General features: G+C 46.4%; 14 protein-coding genes. All 14 read left to right on the plus strand.

From position 1 onward, the window contains the following. The first annotated feature begins 87 nt into the window (after positions 1-87). The 14 genes from MHM87_RS05900 (at position 88) to fliN (ending at position 16,106) form a co-directional block, all read left to right on the plus strand. Positions 88-888: a flagellin gene (locus MHM87_RS05900; RefSeq protein WP_239258057.1), complete on the plus strand. Its 801-nt coding sequence runs from the start codon at positions 88-90 to the stop codon at positions 886-888. A 163-nt stretch (positions 889-1,051) separates the two neighbouring features. Continuing rightward, the gene (locus MHM87_RS05905) at positions 1,052-2,515 is read left to right on the plus strand and encodes a sigma-54 dependent transcriptional regulator (protein WP_239258058.1); all 1,464 of its coding nucleotides are present in this window, start codon (positions 1,052-1,054) and stop codon (positions 2,513-2,515) included. Positions 2,516-2,651: 136 nt separating this feature from the next. Beyond that, positions 2,652-3,794, plus strand: coding sequence for an ATP-binding protein (locus MHM87_RS05910; RefSeq protein ID WP_239258060.1), 1,143 nt, complete (start codon positions 2,652-2,654; stop codon positions 3,792-3,794). A 16-nt stretch (positions 3,795-3,810) separates the two neighbouring features. Then, a complete protein-coding gene (locus tag MHM87_RS05915; protein WP_049588047.1) occupies positions 3,811-5,148 on the plus strand; it encodes a sigma-54 dependent transcriptional regulator in 1,338 nt (445 codons plus the stop codon). A 241-nt stretch (positions 5,149-5,389) separates the two neighbouring features. Then, positions 5,390-5,725, plus strand: a complete 336-nt coding sequence (gene fliE / locus MHM87_RS05920) for a flagellar hook-basal body complex protein FliE (RefSeq protein ID WP_014948630.1) — start codon at positions 5,390-5,392, stop codon at positions 5,723-5,725. Positions 5,726-5,737: 12 nt separating this feature from the next. Further along, positions 5,738-7,432, plus strand: coding sequence for a flagellar basal-body MS-ring/collar protein FliF (gene fliF / locus MHM87_RS05925; RefSeq protein WP_239258061.1), 1,695 nt, complete (start codon positions 5,738-5,740; stop codon positions 7,430-7,432). Positions 7,433-7,444: 12 nt separating this feature from the next. After that, entirely contained in the window at positions 7,445-8,485 is a 1,041-nt protein-coding gene (fliG, locus tag MHM87_RS05930) for a flagellar motor switch protein FliG (protein ID WP_014975903.1), read from the plus strand. 39 nt (positions 8,486-8,524) lie between these two features. Then, the gene (gene fliH / locus MHM87_RS05935) at positions 8,525-9,307 is read left to right on the plus strand and encodes a flagellar assembly protein FliH (RefSeq protein WP_239258062.1); all 783 of its coding nucleotides are present in this window, start codon (positions 8,525-8,527) and stop codon (positions 9,305-9,307) included. Continuing rightward, positions 9,300-10,634: a flagellar protein export ATPase FliI gene (gene fliI / locus MHM87_RS05940; RefSeq protein ID WP_014948634.1), complete on the plus strand. Its 1,335-nt coding sequence runs from the start codon at positions 9,300-9,302 to the stop codon at positions 10,632-10,634. The genes fliH and fliI overlap by 8 nt, the downstream gene beginning before the upstream one ends. Before the next feature lie 72 nt (positions 10,635-10,706). After that, a complete protein-coding gene (gene fliJ, locus MHM87_RS05945) occupies positions 10,707-11,153 on the plus strand; it encodes a flagellar export protein FliJ (RefSeq protein WP_239258063.1) in 447 nt (148 codons plus the stop codon). Between the two features lie 351 nt (positions 11,154-11,504). Beyond that, entirely contained in the window at positions 11,505-13,820 is a 2,316-nt protein-coding gene (locus tag MHM87_RS05950) for a flagellar hook-length control protein FliK (RefSeq protein WP_239258064.1), read from the plus strand. Between the two features lie 229 nt (positions 13,821-14,049). Next, complete coding sequence (gene fliL / locus MHM87_RS05955) at positions 14,050-14,595, plus strand: flagellar basal body-associated protein FliL (RefSeq protein ID WP_239258065.1); 546 nt, start codon at positions 14,050-14,052, stop codon at positions 14,593-14,595. A gap of 27 nt (positions 14,596-14,622) precedes the next feature. After that, entirely contained in the window at positions 14,623-15,681 is a 1,059-nt protein-coding gene (gene fliM / locus MHM87_RS05960; RefSeq protein ID WP_014948638.1) for a flagellar motor switch protein FliM, read from the plus strand. A gap of 17 nt (positions 15,682-15,698) precedes the next feature. Further along, positions 15,699-16,106 carry a flagellar motor switch protein FliN gene (gene fliN, locus MHM87_RS05965; RefSeq protein ID WP_014948639.1) on the plus strand — a complete coding sequence of 136 codons (408 nt, stop codon included), beginning with the start codon at positions 15,699-15,701 and terminating at the stop codon, positions 16,104-16,106. The last annotated feature ends 6 nt before the right edge of the window (positions 16,107-16,112 follow it).

The following is a 16,112-nucleotide window of genomic DNA, read 5'->3' on the forward strand; positions in this document are numbered from 1 at the left end:
TTTCATACCCTTTAAAAAAACAGTCACTCGTTATTCTTCTGTCTATTTACTACACTATATTAAGTGAAAGTTTAATAGGGTAGCCTCGTGATTAAAATAGGTTCCGATTCAGGTAACTCGCTTATTGGTCAAATCCAAGAAAAGCAAAATAACCTGTTTGAGAAGCTTGCCAGTGGTAAGAAAATTAACGATGCAACTGACGGCGCAGCAGCCCAGCAAATCATCGACCGGTTAACTTCAGAAGTAGAAGGCAACCGCCAGGCTATTAATAACGTTTACGACGGAATTTCGGTGGCGCAGATTGCAGAGGGTGGTTTAGGCAGCATCAATGACGATGTTAACCGCATTCGCGAACTTACCTTACAATCTGGTAATGGTGTTTTGAGCAGTGGCGATCGCCGTGCTATCCAATCTGAAATAACACAGCTACAAGAGAATATCTCCCAAACCATTGAGCAGACGAATTTTGCTGGCAAGCCGTTACTATCTGAAAATGGCTCACTTGAATTCCAATCAGGTTCAAGTGCGGGTCAATCAATTAGCGTCAATACACAGGATGTTGCTGCTCAATTAAACGATGTGTTGTCTATCGATATTACATCTGGCACTAGCATTGAAGATGCGCTAGGTGCAACCGATGCTGCAATTGAAACGCTCGGTAACGCGCGAGGCGATTTAGGTGCTACTCAAAACCGTTTCGAAAGTGCGGCGCGTTCTCTTACTCAAGCTAATGTAAACACCGCTGAAGCGCGTAGTCGCATACAAGATCTTGATTTTGCTCAAGCTGTGTCACAGCAGGCGTCAAACGATATGCTTGGTCAAGCGGCGCTAACCGTTCAAGCGCAAGCGAATCAGCAGCAAAGTCAGGTTTTATCACTGTTGAGTTAAACCAACATACGTTAATTTTGCTAAAATTAATCGAAAGAAGCAGGGTAACCTGCTTTTTTTATTGATACATTTCCGAAAACAGCGGTTGCGCTCCGATCTTTTGTCGTTACAATTTATAAATGCGCTAAACTGTAAATAATAACAAAGCGTTCTCGGGGAATTGATGAAGAACATTTTGCTGGTTAGTGACAACCAGGAACTTATTCAAAACTTGGAAACTATTGTTACCTTCATGGGAGAATCGTGTCAATCGCGAGGCTTTAGTGATTGCGAACGGTATTTGCAAGATAGTGGAGCTGATGCTGTTCTTATAGAGCACATATCGCCAGCCATAGTCAGCGGACTGGTTGAGAAGTTTCCTCACATACCATTTGTAGCATTGGTTGAAAATAATAGCCAAGCATCAGCGAGTTGTAATCTCGTTAGCGTTATTGCAACGCCATTAACCTATCCCGTTTTGACCCAAGCTATCCATCGTTGCCAAGAATACTCAAGGCGCAAACCGAGTTTATCTCGTACAGCAGGAACAAAGACGCGACTGTTTAGAAGCCTTATTGGTAAAAGCGAACAAATACAAATAGTTCGTCGATTAGTTGAACAGGTTGCTCCAACTGATGCCACTGTCTTGATTCTAGGTGAGTCTGGAACAGGTAAAGAGGTCGTTGCACGTAATGTTCACTTCTTATCTGAACGCAAAGACGGGCCATTTATTCCGGTAAACTGCGGTGCCATTCCTGGCGAACTGCTGGAAAGCGAGCTGTTTGGTCACGAAAAAGGCGCGTTTACTGGCGCAATCAGCGCGCGTAAAGGCCGTTTTGAGTTAGCGGAAGGCGGTACGTTGTTTCTGGATGAAATCGGTGATATGCCGCTTCAGATGCAGGTTAAATTATTGCGCGTGTTACAAGAGCGTACCTTCGAGCGCGTAGGCGGCAACAAGCCCCTTCAGTGTAACGTACGCATCATCGCCGCGACGCACCGCAATTTGGAAACCATGATCAGTGAAGACAAGTTCCGTGAGGACTTGTATTACCGACTCAACGTGTTCCCAATTGATAGCCCTGCACTTAGACAAAGAAAAGACGATATCCCCTTACTGCTCCAAGAGCTAAATAGTCGTATCCAAGGTGATGGGGTGGAAGGTGTGCGCTTTACCGAGCAAGCGATCGCCTCGTTAATGGAGCACGAATGGGCGGGCAACGTTCGTGAGCTGTCTAACTTGGTTGAACGCTTAACTATTCTTTATCCTGGTCAAATCGTTGATATCGCCGATTTACCTGAGAAATATCAATACGGTGATATACAGGCTTACGAGCCTGATTATCCCGAAGAAATTCTTGAGCGTGAAGCATTCAATGCACTCTTTGCTGAAGCGGCCGCGCAAGAGCCTGAAGAAGATCTTAACGAGCAAAGCCATGAGGGTTTGAACGGAATGGTTTCTTCATCTTTACCTGAGGAGGGGGTTAATCTCAAAGAGTACCTTTCCGAGTTGGAAGTAAACCTCATTAGACAGGCGTTAGACAATCAAGATTGGGTGGTGGCTCGAGCTGCCGACAAACTTGGTATGCGCAGAACAACGCTCGTCGAGAAAATGCGGAAGTACGATATTCAACGTACTGAAGAAGCGTAATGTCAGGTAATTGACGTTGCGCTTTCCTCTATAATTTCATCCTATCTAACTGAAAAATAAGCCAATGATGAATTGGCACATCTTCTGCTTTATCTAAGTCATAGTTTAACAGCGTCTGCAATTTGACGAGGGCAATATGGCTTTTGACAGCACACCACAATCAACTGAGTACTCAGCATCAAGCTATGCGTTAGATAGTATTGATAATGCGATATCTCGTGATGAATACGACCCCTCAAGCAGTGACGATATTTCGTCTTTACGGTTGCAGGCGAGTCGACTTGAACACTTACTTCAGGTAATGCCTGCGGGCGTTATCGTTATAGACGGCAAAGGGATCGTACGCCAAGCCAATGAACAAGCGAAAGCACTGTTAGGTGAACCGCTGGAAGAGGAAGTGTGGCGAAGTATTATCACGCGCTCATTCAAGCCTCGCGCTGACGACGGCCACGAAGTCTCACTTGTTGACGGTCGCCGAGTGAAGCTTTCTATCACGCCATTAGAAAATGAGCCTGGGCAATTAATTGTTATTACCGACTTAACCGAAACGCGGCAGCTGCAAGCACGCGTGAGCCATATGCAGCGCCTGTCCTCTTTGGGAAAAATGGTAGCATCCCTTGCTCACCAAATTCGTACGCCTCTTTCTGCGGCCATGCTCTATGCGTCTAATTTAACGCGCAAAGGCTTGGGACAAGAAGCACAAACTCAATTTGCAAACAAGCTAACTGACAGGCTTAAAGAGCTAGAGAGTCAGGTTAACGACATGCTGCTTTTCGCTAAGTCAGGGGAAGAACAAGTGGTCAGCCAAATTAGCTTGGGAGAGTTGTTTACTTCAATTGAAGGCAGTGCCCAAACCATGACGGCTCAAGCACAGCAAACGCTAACTTTTAGCGGCTTCGATAAAAACGTATCTATTACCGGTAATCTTACAGCGCTTCAAGGCGCGTTATTAAACCTTGTTCACAACGCGAGCCAAGTTACTCCGAAAGGGGAGTGCGTGCACGTAGAAACTGCAGTGTCTGATGAACGTTTGCATGTGACCATTATAGATAAAGGTCCTGGCGTACCGGATAAACTCAAAAACAAAATTTTTGAACCGTTTTTCACAACTAAAACTCATGGCACGGGCCTTGGCCTTGCGGTGGTTAAATCCGTCGTAAACGCCCACAACGGTTTGCTTAGCGTATCAAATATGCCAGAAGGTGGGGCGTGCTTTAGTGTGTCTTTGCCGTGTGTGGTGAACGCTCAATCTTCACAAACATTGACTCATGTTGCGTAGGTCATAGGAGAGAATAATGTCTAAAACTACCATTTTAATTGTTGAAGATGACGCAGGATTACGCGAAGCACTCCTAGACACCCTTCTGTTAGGTAACTATGAGGTTGTTGCCGCTGACTGTGCTGAAGAAGCGTTAATGGTGCTGTCTTCGCGCTCCGTCGATTTAGTGGTAAGCGATATTCAAATGGGCGAAATGAGCGGTTTAACGCTACTTAAAAGTATCAAAACTAAGTACCCCAATATGCCGGTGCTATTGATGACAGCCTATGCCACTATTGATGATGCCGTGCAGGCAATGCGCGATGGCGCAACAGATTATCTATCCAAACCGTTTGCCCCAGAAGTACTGCTTAATTTAGTGGGACGCTACGCGCCGGCTCAAAAAATAGAGTCACGCACGCCTATTGTTGCTGACCCTTCAAGCTTGAAGTTACTTGAGCTTTCTCGCAAAGTCGCGAAGTCCGACGCCACTGTGATGGTAATGGGACCAAGCGGTTCGGGTAAAGAAGTGCTGTCTCGCTATATTCACGATCAGTCGCCGCGAAGTGATGCGCCATTTGTCGCCATCAACTGTGCAGCCATACCAGAGAACATGCTAGAAGCGACCTTGTTTGGTTACGAAAAAGGTGCGTTCACCGGCGCAATCCAAGCTTGCCCGGGTAAATTTGAACAAGCCCAAGACGGTACGCTGTTACTTGATGAAATAACCGAGATGGATTTGGCGCTTCAAGCTAAACTGCTACGCGTGTTACAAGAGCGCGAAGTAGAGCGTCTTGGCGGACGTAAAACCGTTAAGCTCAACGTCCGTGTTATTGCTACAAGTAACCGAGATTTGAGAAAAGCAGTGGATGCGGGAGAGTTCAGAGAAGATTTGTACTATCGCTTAAATGTATTCCCTATCGAGTGGCGCCCGCTTTCGGAACGTCCGGGTGATATTGTCCCTCTTGCCGAACACCTGGTTCAGCGTCACGCTAGTTCTCAAGGGCTGGGTACTATCAGGTTAAGCGCAGCAGCACGCAATAAGCTGTCACAATACAGCTGGCCAGGGAACGTTCGCGAACTAGAAAACGTGGTTCAAAGGGCGCTTATTTTATGTGAACACAATGAAATCGACGCCAGCGATTTAATGATTGACGAAGACATGACTGCACCTGTTGAAACACCGCAAGAGCATGTTGAAGATAATAGGCTAGGGTCTGAGCTGCGCTACCAAGAACATCAAATTATCCTCGATACATTGGTGTCGTGTAACGGCAAGCGTAAAGATGTGGCAGAAAAGCTCGGCATTAGTCCAAGAACCCTTCGTTACAAATTAGCGCGCATGCGCGAAGATGGTATTGAAGTGCCCGCATAAGGTCGCTTTCTACACTTTCGGTTTCCTCGTCCTTATCCGTCGCCTCTGTAGTAAAGAAGGCGGCGGTTTTTTGTTGCTCACACTAAGTCAAACGCCATAAATTTGGCTAATCCTCTTATTTTTGATTTATCTTCTTGATATGTATAGCTTTTTAAAGTTGGCAAGCCCTTTGCTAAATCCCCTCTATACATAAGTTATACGCCGATGTTCAGGCGGTCTCGAAAAAGCACTAGGAGTGGTTATGGACGTTAAAGCCAATAGTTTGTATCAAGAAATGCAGAACATGATTGGGCAAACTCGTCTTCAAGTTAATGAGCCTCAACAGCAGCCGCTTAGTGAAGTTAATAGCTCGGCAAGTGATTTCTCGACCATGCTAAAGAATGCGGTAGATGGTGTAAACGGCATGCAGCTCGAATCAAAAGACGCGCAGCAGCGTTTTGAAATGGGCGACCCTAACTTAAGCCTAGCTCAAGTTATGCTGACGAAAGAAAAGGCGGGCATTGCTTTTGAAGCCACTGTTCAAGTACGTAACAAAGTACTTGAAGCCTATAAAACAATAATGAATATGCCGGTGTAGGTGGAGTAGGTTATGGCTGAAGCTACAGGTACAAACCTTACGGTTCCTGATCAAAATCAAGCAGTGGACAATGAGCCAGAAAACAAATCTGGTTTTATGGACACTTTAGGTAGCGCAGATATGATGCGCCAAATGGCCCTTGTGGTTGTTTTGGTAATCTGCGTCGCCATCGCTATTTTTATTCTTATCTGGTCGCAAGAACCTGATTACCGTCCACTTGCGAAAATGGAAACCCAAGAGCTTATTGAAACCCTCGATTATATGGATGCGAACCAAATCGACTATAAGCTTGAAGGCAATATTGTTTACGTAAGAAGTGACGAATTCCAAAATATTCGTTTAGGCATGACCCGCCAAGGGTTAACTAAGGCCTCTGATGCCGGTACAGATATCATTATGCAGGATATGGGGTTTGGCGTGAGCCAGCGTGTTGAGATGGAACGTCTAAAACACGCCCGCGAGCAACAAATCGCGGCCACTATCGAAGATATCGCGAGTATTCAGAAAGCCCGTGTCTTGTTAGCTATGCCTAAAGAGAACGTATTTGCGCGAAGAGAGAAGAAAGCGTCGGCAACCGTTGTGCTAACGGCTAAGCGCGGTGCCGTTATTGCAGGTGAAGAGGTTGATGCTGTTGTCGATATCGTTGCGTCTGCAGTGCAAAACATGGAGCCGTCTAAGGTAACCGTAACAGACAGCAATGGTCGTCTGCTTAACTCAGGCTCTCAAGATTCTATGAGTGCTCGTGCCAGAAAAGAATACGAGATTGAGCGCCAGCGTGAGCAAGAGTACTTAGAAAAAATTGACGCGATACTGATTCCTGTATTGGGCATAAGTAACTACACAGCACAAGCTGACGTTACCATGGACTTTACAGCTATGGAACAAACACAGCGTAGCTACAATCCTGATTTACCTGCGGTTCGCAGTGAAATGATAATGGAAGAAAACAGCGTAGGTGGCGGTGTTGGCGGTATTCCTGGTGCACTGTCTAATCAGCCTCCGTTAGATTCTAATATTCCAGAAAATGCTGTGGGCGGCAGTCAACAAACTATGCCGGGGCGCACAGCGAAAGAATCAACACGCAACTACGAACTTGATACCACTATCAGTCATACCAAGAAACAGACCGGGGTTATTCGCAGATTAAGTGTATCTGTGGCGGTGGACTATACCCAAGTTGCGGGTGAAGACGGTGCGATGACGCCAACACCGCGTAAACAAGAAGAGATTCTCAACATACGTAGGCTTTTACAGGGCGGCATTGGCTTTGACGTTACCCGTGGTGATTCGTTAGAAGTTGTAAGCGTACCCTTTACTCGGATGGACGCAGGGGAAATTGAAGACGCGCCTATTTGGGAGCAGCCCGGATTTCTACCAATTCTTAAGCTAGTTGTTGGTGGCTTGGTTATAATAGTGCTTATCATCTTCGTGATTCGTCCTATGCTACGTCGTCTTATTAATCCTGATGAGTCGAACGACGCCGATGAATTTGATGCAGATGAAGGCTTAGATTTGGGCGACGACACCATTAGCATGCTAACGTCTGACTTTGACGAAGGACAGGTAGGTTTTGCGCCAGATGGTTCACTCATGCTGCCTGACCTGCACAAAGATGAAGATGTACTTAAAGCCGTACGTGCCCTTGTGGCCAATGAACCTGAGTTATCAGCCCAAGTAGTGAAGGGCTGGTTAATGCAAGACGAGTAGTGAGATAAGATTATGGCTGAAGAACTTGCCAATGTTGACGAGCCGTCATACGACGTCAGTAAATTAGAAGGCGTAGAAAAAGCGGCCATCTTGCTGCTGAGTCTTTCTGAAGAAGACGCCGCCCAGATATTGAAACACTTAGAGCCCAAGCAAGTACAAAAGCTCGGTACTGAAATGGCAAAAGTGGACGATATGACGCAAACCAAAATTACGGCGGTTCATAAGCACTTTATCGAAGAAATTCAGAATTACAGTACCATTGGCTTCCAAAGCCAAGACTTTGTTAAACGTGCGCTAACAGCCGCGTTAGGTGAAGATAAGGCGGCAAACCTAATTGATCAAATCCTGATGGGAAGCGGTGCAAAAGGCCTAGACTCATTGAAATGGATGGATTCTAAGCAAGTAGCCAGCATTATTCGCAATGAGCACCCGCAGATTCAAACTATCGTATTGTCTTATTTAGAGCCTGAACAAAGTGCTGAAATATTGGCGCAGTTCCCTGAAAAAGTACGACTCGACTTGCTAATGCGTATAGCAAATCTTGAGGAAGTTCAGCCGGCTGCACTACAAGAGCTGAACGAAATCATGGAGAAACAGTTTGCAGGTCAAGCGGGTACACAAGCAGCCAAAATGGGCGGCCTGAAGTCGGCGGCGAACATCATGAACTACCTGGATACTGCGATAGAAGGTCAATTAATGGACGCTATTCGCGAGCAAGACGAAGAGATGAGCCAGCAAATTCAAGACCTGATGTTTGTATTCGACAATTTAGTCGATGTAGACGACAAGGGTATTCAGGCCATACTGCGCGAAGTACAGCAAGACGCGCTGCTTAAAGCCATTAAAGGTGCTGACGAAGAGCTTAAAGACAAAATTATGCGCAATATGTCTAAGCGTGCTGCTGAAATGCTTAATGATGATTTGGAAGCGCTCGGTCCTGTGCGTATTAGTGAAGTGGAAACAGCGCAGAAAGAGATCCTTTCTGTTGCCCGTCGACTTTCTGACTCTGGTGAAATCATGCTTGGTGGTGGCGGCGGCGAAGAGTTCCTGTAGGAACGTTAGTCCCGTCACTCATTCAGCCTAGGTAAACATATGACTGCCAAAAAAAGTTTCAGCGAAAACGAAGTAAATGAAGCTAAAAAATGGGACCTACCTTTCGTTGATGACCCCACTGCACCCCGAGAAAACGAGCCGACCAACGCGTTAAACAAACGTTCGGACTGGAAGTATGAACCGCCTGAAGTTGAGGAAGAGATTAAGCCGCCTACCGCTGAAGAAATAGAAGCTATACGTCAGGCTGCTTATGATGAAGGTTATCAGGAAGGTAAAGAAAAAGGTTTTGAAGAAGGAAAAGCGCAAGGCCTTGAAGCAGGTTTAGCGGAAGGTAAAGAGCAAGGTCACACCGAAGGACTTGAACAAGGGCTTGAAGAAGGCTGCCAGCAAATGACGGCACAAGCCGAAGTGTGGCAAATGCTTGCTGAAAAATTTCACGACCCACTCTCGCAAGCCAACGATGAAACCCGAGATCAATTGGTAAAACTCGCCGTAACTCTTGCAAAAGCAGTTATTAAAACAGAGGTAAGTACTAACCAACAGGTTATAATGCAGGCGTTAAGCGAAGGTATTAAAGCGCTACCAATTAATCAAGCTGACTATCAAATTCATATGAATCCTGAAGATATTGAATTGGTTAAAGAGCATTTTGGTGAAGAGGAAATTACCAAAAAAGGCTGGAATTTGGTTGAAGCACCAGCAATGGAACGCGGTGGCTGTGACATTACCACTGCGCAAAATGCCGTAGATGTGTCGATTGAGCGTCGATGCCGCGACGTTATCGATAAGTTTCTTTTAAACCAAGGTTTATCTAATGACTAGCCCTTGGCATGCCCATTTTGAATCACTTACTAAACAAGTGACATCGCCACCCGTTGTTGCAGCGGGAAAATTAGTCCGGGGCATAGGGCTTACCCTTGAAGCTGTAGGTTGCCAGCTGCCGGTGGGCAGTCAATGTTTAGTGCAAACCATCGAAGGCGAAATAGAAGCTGAAGTAGTTGGCTTTGGTGATGATATTACCTATTTGATGCCCACTGAAGCGGTTCGCGGTATTGTGCCAGGGAGTCGCGTTATGCCGTTAAACCGGCAAAGCGGTTTGCCAGTAGGTATGGGACTGTTGGGTCGTGTGGTCGATGGCAACGGTCAGCCCCTTGACGGACTGGGTGAAATCAATGCCGAAGCGCGAGCTCCCACCACGCGTCCTCCTATGAACCCGCTCATTCGCCGTCCAATCAACACCCCTATGGATGTTGGCGTACGTGCCATCAATGCGTTAAATACGGTTGGCGTTGGTCAGCGTATGGGGCTTTTTGCAGGAAGTGGCGTGGGTAAAAGTGTGCTACTTGGCATGATGACCCGAGGCTGTGAAGCCGATGTGGTCGTGGTTGGGCTTGTAGGTGAGCGTGGCCGAGAAGTAAAAGAGTTTATCCACGAAATACTGACAGAAGAAGAACGCCAACGGGCGGTTGTAGTGGCAGCGCCAGCCGATACTTCGCCGCTTATGCGATTGAAAGGATGTGAAACTGCGGTAACGATTGCTGAGTACTTCCGCGACAAAGGTATGAAGGTGCTGTTGCTGATTGATTCGTTAACTCGCTATGCCATGGCGCAGCGTGAGATTGCATTAGCTGTGGGTGAGCCACCGGCCACAAAAGGTTATCCACCTTCGGTATTTGCTCGGCTTCCCGCTTTGGTTGAGCGTGCAGGTAACGGCAGCGAACGACAGGGCTCTATCACGGCTTTTTATACGGTGCTAACCGAAGGTGACGATTTGCAAGACCCTATTGCCGACGCTGCTCGCGCTATTTTAGATGGTCACGTAGTGTTGTCGCGAACCCTTGCCGATAGCGGTCATTACCCTGCTATTGATATTGAGGCGTCAATAAGCCGTGTAATGCCTATGGTCGTGAGCGAAGAACATCAATTGATGGCGCGTCGTATTCGACAAGTTTATTCAAACTACAAACAAAACCAAGACCTCATTTCTATTGGCGCTTATGCGAAAGGATCAGACCCGCGTATTGATCTGGCTATTCGCGCAGAGCCTGCAATCAACGCTTTATTGCAGCAAGGGATGAAACAAGTCATACCGTATGACGAGAGCTTAGAAGGCATGGCTGCACTGGCTAAAGGGCTGGGGCAAGGCTAATGTATAGCGCTGCAATGCAAGTTAGCTTGGCTATGATCCAGAAGTCATCAACTTTCCAAAAGGTATCGCATAATGTCTAAACAACTAGAACGTTTAGCTGAATTCGAGCGCGAAAAAGAGCAGCGAGAAGCCCGATACTACAAACAGGCCCAACAGAACGTTAATCAGCAAAAGCAAAAGCTAACCAGTCTTGAGCAGTACCGCATTGACTACATAAAAGGTATTCAACAAACCGGTCAAGCAGGTGTTACCGCCACCTATTATCAGCAGCATTTATCCTTCGTTGGAAAACTGGATAAAGCATGCGAACAACAGATACAAGTGATTGCTCGTGCACAAATGGCGGCGGATCAGCGAAAGCAACTTTGGCTAAAGCAACAACAAAAAGTGAAAGCTGTTACCTTGTTGCTAGATAAGAAAAAGTTGGCAGAGCAGAAAAAAGAAGCCAGAGCTGAGCAGGCCATGATGGATGAGTTCGCTACCCAACGATTTTTCAGAGCTAAGCGCTCGCCTTTCTGATAATTAGTCGAGCCTCTGCTACTTTGGCTCAACCCTTGCAAAAACCATTTCATAATGTACTAGCGCGACGTAATTACTTTGCAATCGCTACTACGGTAAATCATCGTTTCTTTGAGTTTCATCACACAGTATAGCGTTTGAAATTCAGCGAGGGCGACTAAGGGCCGTAGCGAAAAATCATAGCGATACATGCTGACTAAGTAATGCTAAGTGATTGTAATTAAAGTAAGCGTTGGTGGGTTTGCGATGAAATGGCATCAAGTTTTTTGTAATAAAACGCCACGTGAATCATTCGCATCACGATACGTCTTCTTGGTGAAAGACGATTTAAATGTAGGACGGTAGGACAATATGCAACAAGTTGCCGCACATAAAACAGACATTGCCGCATTACCATTCTCTGCTTCTGGTACGGCGAAAGCCGTTGGAACGGGTATCGGAACTCAGCAACAAGCGAACGATGAAAATAACCAAGCATTTAACCGACTTTATCAAGACGCGAAAACGACCAAGTCAGATTTTGTTTTAAACGAAAAAGAAGATCAGGTTGCTCAATCTCGAACAGCAAACCGTTCGGACAGAGCGGCTCCCCAATCTTCAGTCTCCAGTGACACGATCAAAAATGGTAAAGACCGCGATGCGGGACATACAGATTTACCTGTTCGTGACGAAGTGACAGATATTCCAGTTGAGTCTGAAGCTGACTCTCATAATGCAAATCAAGAAGAAAATGCAGCGCTTGGTGCACACGAGGTTGCGCAAGGTTCAGCAACGACAACGCAGCCCTCGACTGACGGTGAAAATACCAATCTCGTTATTGACGACGCTGAAGGCGCCGTTGAACAAAAAAACGTGACCGACGCGCAGTATGTCATTGGAGAAGGCGGCAGAAAAGATGCCGAGGCTGGCGTTATTACCTCACCTGGCACGCCAGATGGAAAGCCAAGCAAAGACGATGGCGAGCCAGACTGGATTGCCTACGTTGAGACGGTAGCCGATCGTTTTGGAAAAAGTGATGAATCTTCAGGTGAATCAGGTACCACAGAAGATAAGGGTCTCTCTGAAGCTGCAGGCGAGGCAGTTAACGTCGTATCTATAAAAGAAAGCGGAAAACTATGGAAGCTTCCGGAGGATGTGGATGCGAGCGATATGCCATCGGTCATGGCTCATCTTTTGTCGCAACTTAATAGTAACAATGATGGTGAATTAGCCATCGAATCCCTGTCGTCTGAAGCACAACAAACACTCACTGCACTAACTTCACTTCTTATTGGTGGCAACGCTAACAATCAACAGAGTGGAAGTGATAGTGAAGCAAACAATGCGTCTTCAAATGCGCAAACCGATATCAATACTAATTCAGATAAAAAAGTAAAAAATGACAATGAGCTTTCAGCATTAATTGCCAAGCTCATGCAGACTGAGCACACAGAAAATCCCGAACAAGGTCTAGCGTCAGACACTGAAGCCGCAAATGCATTAAGCGGTATGTTAGAAACGTTAAATGGGCTATCTGAAAGCGGCAAAAAATCGGCCGATGAATCGCTCGTACTAAGTCTACTAGCAGATGAACTTAACAATATTCAGGCAAAATCTCTTGATGATAATCTCGCCGAGGCTCAAGAGTTATTGGCCGAGTTAACTTCAGAGGCAGCTGTTGCGGGCAGCGTGGCGGTAAATGCAGCAGCATCAAGCGACGCTAAATCAGCATCATCTGAGGGGCTGTCAAACGTTGAAAACAGCGGCGAGCAAACCAAGGTAACTGATTCTTTTGGTGCTACAGAAATTTCAAACGACCTGCTTTCAGCGATAAGTGAGCTATCGCCACAAAGCGCGCAAAAGGCAACGGAAGCGTTTGCAGAGCGTGTAGTCGCGGCTCTGCCTGGTGGTGCACAGCAACAAGCGGTGAAGGCTAACATTATCGCTGGCATTAACGAGTTTCAGCAACAAGTCCAGCAAGGTAGAGAGCCTGGCATTGATTTATCAACTATTGTTGCCGATGCCGCAAAAGATGCTGCGGTAAGTGCTGATGTGGTTGCTTCAATGACAGCGCGTGTAGACGGTCAAGCCAGTCAATTCTTAAATTTGATGACGCAAACTCAAGCAAGTGCTCAACACGCTATTGCTGGATTGGTTAATCCAACTGAATCGGTTATGCAGGAAAACTCTCAGCTTCGCGCTGAAGCGTCAAAAACTCAGCAGCAGTTTGAAGGTTTTGATAAAGCGGTCAATATTCATAAGAGCGACGGCCACCAGCAGCTTAGTGAGAAAATTCGCTGGATGGTTAATGCGCGGAATACCATGGCTGAACTTCGCTTAGATCCTCCCGAGCTTGGCAGTATGCAGGTGAGAGTAAATGTGGCGGGTGACGCTGCAAGCGTGAGCTTTGTTGTGCAATCACAGCAAGCTAAAGATGCATTGGCCGATGCTATGCCTAAGCTAAGGGATATGCTTTCAGAACAGGGTATTGAGTTAGGCGACGCCCAAGTTAGGAAAGATAATTCTTCTGGTCAAGAAAATGGCCAGCAACTTGCAGGAAACAGTCACCAAGGTCAGGGAGCTGGGGATCGTGGAGAAAATGACGGTGTAGACGACACGGATGGCATGCGGGTTATTGAGCAGTCGATTTCGCGCGCGGACAAGGGCGGCATAGACTTTTACGCTTAACCACATCCCGTATGAATTATTACCAATAGGTCGCATAGAGAGAATACGTAAACGCTGCTATGTTTTGAATGAAAGGAGTGAGCAGTAGGGGTGATATTAGAGGGTAATAGGAAGCGTGAAGACGCAAAAAATTACCCGTACACATTTTGTTCTCCTCAAATAATGGCATTGCCATTTTTGACGGAACCTTGATAATACGTTTTTTCCGAGCATTACTGACGAGTTACACATGGCTGAAGAAGAATTACAAGTAGAAGAAGGCGGTAAAAAGAAAGGCAAAATGATGTTGATCATCATTATCGCTGTGGTTCTTTTAGGAGGCGGTGCAGCTGCCTATTTCTTATTGTTCGCAGGCGGTGATGAGCCAGCAGCCGAACAGCTTGCCGAGACTGATGCTGCCGCAGCGGCTGCGAGTGCACCAGCATCAGCAGCAGCAGCAGGGAAAGCTGAAATGGGCACTGCGCTTTACGTAGCGATGCCACGACCATTTGTTTTTAACGTGCCGGGCGCAGGAAGAGACAGGTTGGTTCAGATAAAAGTGCAGTTGCTTGTGCGCGGTTCTGACAATGAAGAGCTGGCGAAGACGCATATACCGCTAATTGAAGGGACATTACTACAGGCTTTTAGTACTTCAAACGCAGACGATCTGGTTACCGAAGCCGGCAAAATTGAGCTTCGCGAGCAGGCAGTAACTGAAGTACAAAAAGCATTAAAGGACATTACGGGCAGCGATGTAGTTGAGCGCGTATTGTTCACTGGGTTTGTCATGCAGTAATGCATTGACTAAGTAAGGTAGAAGACGGTGAGTGATTTATTATCTCAAGATGAAATCGATGCCCTATTACACGGGGTAGATGATGTAGAAGAAGAAGAGGTCGGCGGCAGCGACTCTGATGCTTCTACGCTCGAGTACGACTTCTCCTCGCAAGACAGAATTGTGCGTGGGCGTATGCCTACGCTTGAAATAGTTAATGAACGTTTCGCACGTCACATGCGTGTGAGTTTGTTTAACATGATGCGACGATCAGCTGAAGTATCGATTAACGGTATCCAGATGATCAAGTTTGGCGAATACATCCATACGTTATTTGTTCCAACGAGTTTGAACATGGTGCGCTTCCGTCCGCTTAAAGGCACGGGACTTATCACCATGGAAGCCCGCTTGGTATTTATTCTGGTAGACAACTTCTTTGGCGGTGATGGACGTTATCATGCGAAGATTGAAGGCCGGGAGTTTACGCCAACGGAGCGCCGTATTATCCAGATGCTGCTTAAAATAATCTTTGAAGATTATAAAGAAGCCTGGGCACCGGTCATGGATGTGTCGTTTGAATATTTGGACTCAGAAGTAAACCCTGCGATGGCGAACATTGTGAGCCCGACCGAGGTGGTGGTCATCAGCTCGTTTCATATCGAGCTAGATGGTGGCGGTGGCGACTTCCACGTGTCTTTACCATACTCAATGCTGGAGCCAATTCGCGAACTGCTTGATGCGGGTGTTCAAAGCGACAAAGAAGATACAGACTTACGCTGGAGTAAGGCCCTTCGCGATGAAATTATGGACGTTAAAGTGGCGTTAACTACGCATATGCTAGACGTTGATGTACCGCTTCGCGATGTGATGGAGTTTAAACCTGGCGATATCATACCTGTGGAGATGCCAGAAACCATCACAGTATTAATTGAAGATTTACCCACGTTCAGGGCTAAATTAGGTCGCAGTCGCGACAATTTGGCACTGAAAATTGTAGAGAAGATTGCAAGACCGACTTCAGTGAAGTCTGAGCTACAGTTATTAACCCGCGGTGGGCGCATTATTGATAATGACGCAGAACTGCAAGTACTCGAAGAAGACCTGTAAGGTAGAGGGGAGTTCCCATGAGTGAAGACGGTATGGACGATTGGGCAGCGGCAATGGCCGAACAAGCCGAATCTGAAGCGGAACAAGAGGCTGGCGATAACGAAGACGTACAAGTTGCTGAACTTGACGAATTAACTGACGACGCGCCGATTACGCAAGAAGAAAAGAAAAAGCTAGATACTATTCTAGATATTCCTGTGACTATTTCGATGGAAGTCGGTCGTAGTCAAATAAGTATCCGAAATCTGCTACAGTTGAACCAGGGTTCTGTGGTGGAGCTGGATCGTGTTGCCGGTGAGCCACTAGATGTATTAGTTAATGGCACGTTGATTGCTCATGGAGAAGTAGTAGTGGTCAACGACAAATTCGGTATTCGATTAACGGATGTTATCAGTCAAATTGAGAGAATCAAGAAGCTCAGATAAAACTTC

This window comes from Alteromonas sp. Cnat3-28 (assembly GCF_022348265.1).
GTDB lineage: Bacteria > Pseudomonadota > Gammaproteobacteria > Enterobacterales > Alteromonadaceae > Alteromonas > Alteromonas macleodii.

Bases quoted from the DNA above. Each gene is read 5' to 3' on its own strand.
- fliJ (WP_239258063.1), top strand. From the start codon at position 10,707: ATGTCTAAACAACTAGAACGTTTAGCTGAATTCGAGCGCGAAAAAGAG.
- fliG (WP_014975903.1), top strand. From the start codon at position 7,445: ATGGCTGAAGAACTTGCCAATGTTGACGAGCCGTCATACGACGTCAGT.
- fliN (WP_014948639.1), top strand. From the start codon at position 15,699: ATGAGTGAAGACGGTATGGACGATTGGGCAGCGGCAATGGCCGAACAA.
- fliH (WP_239258062.1), top strand. From the start codon at position 8,525: ATGACTGCCAAAAAAAGTTTCAGCGAAAACGAAGTAAATGAAGCTAAA.
- MHM87_RS05950 (WP_239258064.1), top strand. From the start codon at position 11,505: ATGCAACAAGTTGCCGCACATAAAACAGACATTGCCGCATTACCATTC.
- MHM87_RS05915 (WP_049588047.1), top strand. From the start codon at position 3,811: ATGTCTAAAACTACCATTTTAATTGTTGAAGATGACGCAGGATTACGC.
- fliI (WP_014948634.1), top strand. From the start codon at position 9,300: ATGACTAGCCCTTGGCATGCCCATTTTGAATCACTTACTAAACAAGTG.
- fliE (WP_014948630.1), top strand. From the start codon at position 5,390: ATGGACGTTAAAGCCAATAGTTTGTATCAAGAAATGCAGAACATGATT.
- MHM87_RS05910 (WP_239258060.1), top strand. From the start codon at position 2,652: ATGGCTTTTGACAGCACACCACAATCAACTGAGTACTCAGCATCAAGC.
- fliF (WP_239258061.1), top strand. From the start codon at position 5,738: ATGGCTGAAGCTACAGGTACAAACCTTACGGTTCCTGATCAAAATCAA.
- MHM87_RS05905 (WP_239258058.1), top strand. From the start codon at position 1,052: ATGAAGAACATTTTGCTGGTTAGTGACAACCAGGAACTTATTCAAAAC.
- fliL (WP_239258065.1), top strand. From the start codon at position 14,050: ATGGCTGAAGAAGAATTACAAGTAGAAGAAGGCGGTAAAAAGAAAGGC.